This is a genomic window from Hymenobacter psychrophilus (assembly GCF_900107135.1).
GTDB classification, from domain to species: domain Bacteria; phylum Bacteroidota; class Bacteroidia; order Cytophagales; family Hymenobacteraceae; genus Hymenobacter; species Hymenobacter psychrophilus.
Genome location: NZ_FNOV01000038.1, coordinates 1 through 2,829, shown reverse-complemented (window position 1 = coordinate 2,829; position 2,829 = coordinate 1). Strand labels below are relative to the sequence as shown.

At 55.6% G+C, this 2,829-nt stretch carries 4 protein-coding genes; 3 read left to right on the top strand and 1 reads right to left on the bottom strand.

Features of this window, described 5'->3' with window-relative positions:
* Positions 1-58: 58 nt before the first annotated feature.
* A complete protein-coding gene (locus BLW21_RS20910) occupies positions 59-706 on the bottom strand; it encodes a helix-turn-helix domain-containing protein (RefSeq protein ID WP_092744046.1) in 648 nt (215 codons plus the stop codon).
* A gap of 155 nt (positions 707-861) precedes the next feature.
* Here BLW21_RS20910 and BLW21_RS20905 point away from each other — a divergent pair, with 155 nt between their 5' ends.
* From BLW21_RS20905 to BLW21_RS20890, 3 genes are all read left to right on the top strand, one after another.
* On the top strand, positions 862-1,080 hold the full coding sequence (locus tag BLW21_RS20905) for a hypothetical protein (RefSeq protein WP_092744044.1): 219 nt from the start codon (positions 862-864) through the stop codon (positions 1,078-1,080).
* Positions 1,077-1,523 carry a hypothetical protein gene (locus tag BLW21_RS20900; RefSeq protein ID WP_092744042.1) on the top strand — a complete coding sequence of 149 codons (447 nt, stop codon included), beginning with the start codon at positions 1,077-1,079 and terminating at the stop codon, positions 1,521-1,523. Before BLW21_RS20905 ends, BLW21_RS20900 begins: the two co-directional genes overlap by 4 nt.
* A gap of 485 nt (positions 1,524-2,008) precedes the next feature.
* A complete protein-coding gene (locus tag BLW21_RS20890) occupies positions 2,009-2,740 on the top strand; it encodes an antA/AntB antirepressor family protein (protein ID WP_092744038.1) in 732 nt (243 codons plus the stop codon).
* Positions 2,741-2,829 lie beyond the last annotated feature (89 nt).

The window sequence follows — 2,829 nt, the reverse complement described above, 5'->3', positions numbered from 1 at the left end:
CGGGAAACAAAGGTAGAGGTTAGATTGAATATCCAACCGGCAGCACCGGAAAGGGCCTTTATAGGTTGGCCACTTTCCGGGGGGTAACCTCTCCGGCTACACCATCAGGGTACATCTGCCGAACTACGAAGCCTTCGATAGGAGCGGGGCGCTTGAACGCCTCCTGCTTCTTTTCTTCCTGCTTCGGCTGTTCGGGCTGCGTCTCCTGCTTCGGTGCGTCCGTTGCTGCAATAGTGAGGCTACCCAACGACTTTCCCACCAACTCCTGTAAGCGGGCTTGGTAGTAGGCTTCGCGCGCGGCGCTGGCATCGCGTTCGGCCTGCAAGTCTTTGCGGGCCGCTTCTAAGTCGGCTTCCATCCGGCTGATGTACTTGGCCACGAAGTCTACTTGGCCAGGCTCGGTTTGCAGCGGGGCGGGGCGGGAGAGGCTAACCGATGCCGCCGGGGCTGCTGCCTGGGAGAGAGCGGGAGTGAGGGCGCGGCCTATTGGGTCGCCTTGACCCGTCAGGATATACCCTAGGCTAACGCCCGGGAACGCCTCTACTATCTTCTGCAGCGAATCGAAGGAGGGCTTGCCCTTGTCGCGTTCCATGTTGGATAAGGACTGCTGAGACATGCCCAGCTCCTCGGCAAAGTCGTTTTGCCGGTCCTGATACCCCAGCAGCTCGCGAATATGCCGCAGCCGCTTGCCAGGTGTGGTTTCCATTTTCTTGTTGTTTAGTTGAAAACTTATTTACAAAAGTCATTGTTTATACAACAACTACTGATTAGCTTTGAGGTATGCAAACAACGGATAAACCGCCGTAGGCGTTGCAATTATACAACGTCTGTTGAAATAAACAACATTAAACCCCGAAAAACATGGCACAAGGAGCCGCCCCACACCCCGATAAGGCCCGCTTCACCGAAGCAATGGGAAGCCTGGGCAAGCTGCCGAGATACTACGGCAAGGTCGTAGAGGCCCAATTCCCCGACGTAGACATCAAGAAACTGCACCAAGCCGTTGCCGGTCGCACCGTGTACTGGGAGGGGTTCTATGCCCTTAAAGCTGTTGTACGCCCACAACTGGCCACGGCATGAGCTGCCGATGTGGTTGCCCGAAACTCGAAAACCGGGACTTAGGACTCTGCGCCACTTGTAACCGAATCCGTCGGGCCGGGGAAGCTACGGCCGTAGTAAAGGAGCGTAAGCCGCTGGCCCAGGTGTCGGCCGTTCGCTCTGCTGGCCTCAAGAACAGGCAGGTGGCCTACAAGGAAGTGAAGGCCGAACAGAAGAGGTGTGTCGCCTGTGGCACCCGCCAGCGCCTTACACCTTCCCATGTGCTGACGCAAAAGAAGTTCCCCGCCCACGCTGCCAATCCTCAGAACATCGTGGTACTGTGCGTTAACTGCCACGACCTCTGGGAAAACAGCAAGGCCGTGTTTCGGGAACTGTGCCCCGAAGTCTGGGAGATTAAGATGCAAATCATGCAGGCGCTGGAGCCTGCTTACTACCAACAGTTTAAAGCCAAACACGCATTATGAACAGAAAGAAGCCTACGGCCCCGCTTGCAAATGGCTGCGCACCATGCTGTACTACAACCTGCCTCGCTGTTTGCCACGGCCCTAAGCTCCGTGAAATGAGCGCCCAGCAAATAGAAGCGTTTTACGGCCGGGATAACAATGGCACTCCGGAAGCCCTCACACTAACCTTTAAGCGCCCTTATGAAGCCTCCAAAGTTTCACCCCGGCCAAGCCGTGGTATGCATTAAGGCCAACTGGCCTTTGCTTCACGATGACGGGCACACTCCCATGCCGCTGGCCTTCCCACAGCGGGGCGGCATCTACCATGTAGATGGAGTGTTTACTGGCAGTGCCGACCACATACGGCATATGTGGTTCGTGACGCTGATAGAGACAGGAGGCACTGGCAACGCTTTCTGGGAAGAGAATTTTGCCTTGGCTGAAGAACTCCCAGCCGAGGCCCTGGCTGAACTACTAGAAGAATCATTCACCCCAACTGTAGCTGTATGAACCTCTCCCTCTTCAAAAACGAATTGCTGCCAGTCTACACCACCGACCTAGGCAACAAAGTAGTACGAGCCCGCGAGCTGCATGCCTTCCTCGGTGTGAAGGAACGCTTCAACGGATGGTTCGCCCGCAAGGTGTCCGACCACCAACTGACTGACAATAAGGACTACTGCAATTTTACCGAAGAAACGGTAAATAAGAAACGGGGTCGGAAAGCGCTCGACTATGTACTGAGGCTAGAAGTAGCCAAGAAGGTAGCGCTGGGCACCAACAACGCCCAGGGAGACAAGGTGAAGGATTACTTCATTGCCTGCGAGCAAATAGCGTTGGGAGTAAGCTGGAGCCCGGCCCCGGCAATCGACGCCCACACCCAGCCCGCGTTGCAACGGCAGAACAGCAAGGACGTGAACCGCTTTCAGGTCGGCATCGGTGGTGGGGAGGCGGCCCGCGAATACAACTCGACTAGCTGCAAACTCCATTCCGGCTACTACCCGCGCGAGCTGAAGGACCATGCGAAAAAGATGGGCCTGCCCTCCAAGCTGCGTACGTCGGGCAAGGAGGTGCTGCGCCACGTTCAGCCGGAAACAGCCTGTGCTATGTCGTTTACCGACGATCTGGTGAAGCGCGGGATGCCGCTGGAGCAAGCCGCAAATGTGAGCACGTTGCACGCTAAGCCGCTTTTTCAGGCGCTGTTATCGGTGGGCGTACAACCGTTGGAGCTTGGGCGCTAATCTTTTTGTCTATACAAACAACAACTTTTGTAGTAAGAGTATTGTATACATCAAAAGTTGTTGTATAATTGTACATCGAAAGCAACACC

Coding starts and splice junctions, on each gene's coding strand:
- BLW21_RS20910 (WP_092744046.1), bottom strand. CDS start 706: ATGGAAACCACACCTGGCAAGCGGCTGCGGCATATTCGCGAGCTGCTG.
- BLW21_RS20905 (WP_092744044.1), top strand. CDS start 862: ATGGCACAAGGAGCCGCCCCACACCCCGATAAGGCCCGCTTCACCGAA.
- BLW21_RS20900 (WP_092744042.1), top strand. CDS start 1,077: ATGAGCTGCCGATGTGGTTGCCCGAAACTCGAAAACCGGGACTTAGGA.
- BLW21_RS20890 (WP_092744038.1), top strand. CDS start 2,009: ATGAACCTCTCCCTCTTCAAAAACGAATTGCTGCCAGTCTACACCACC.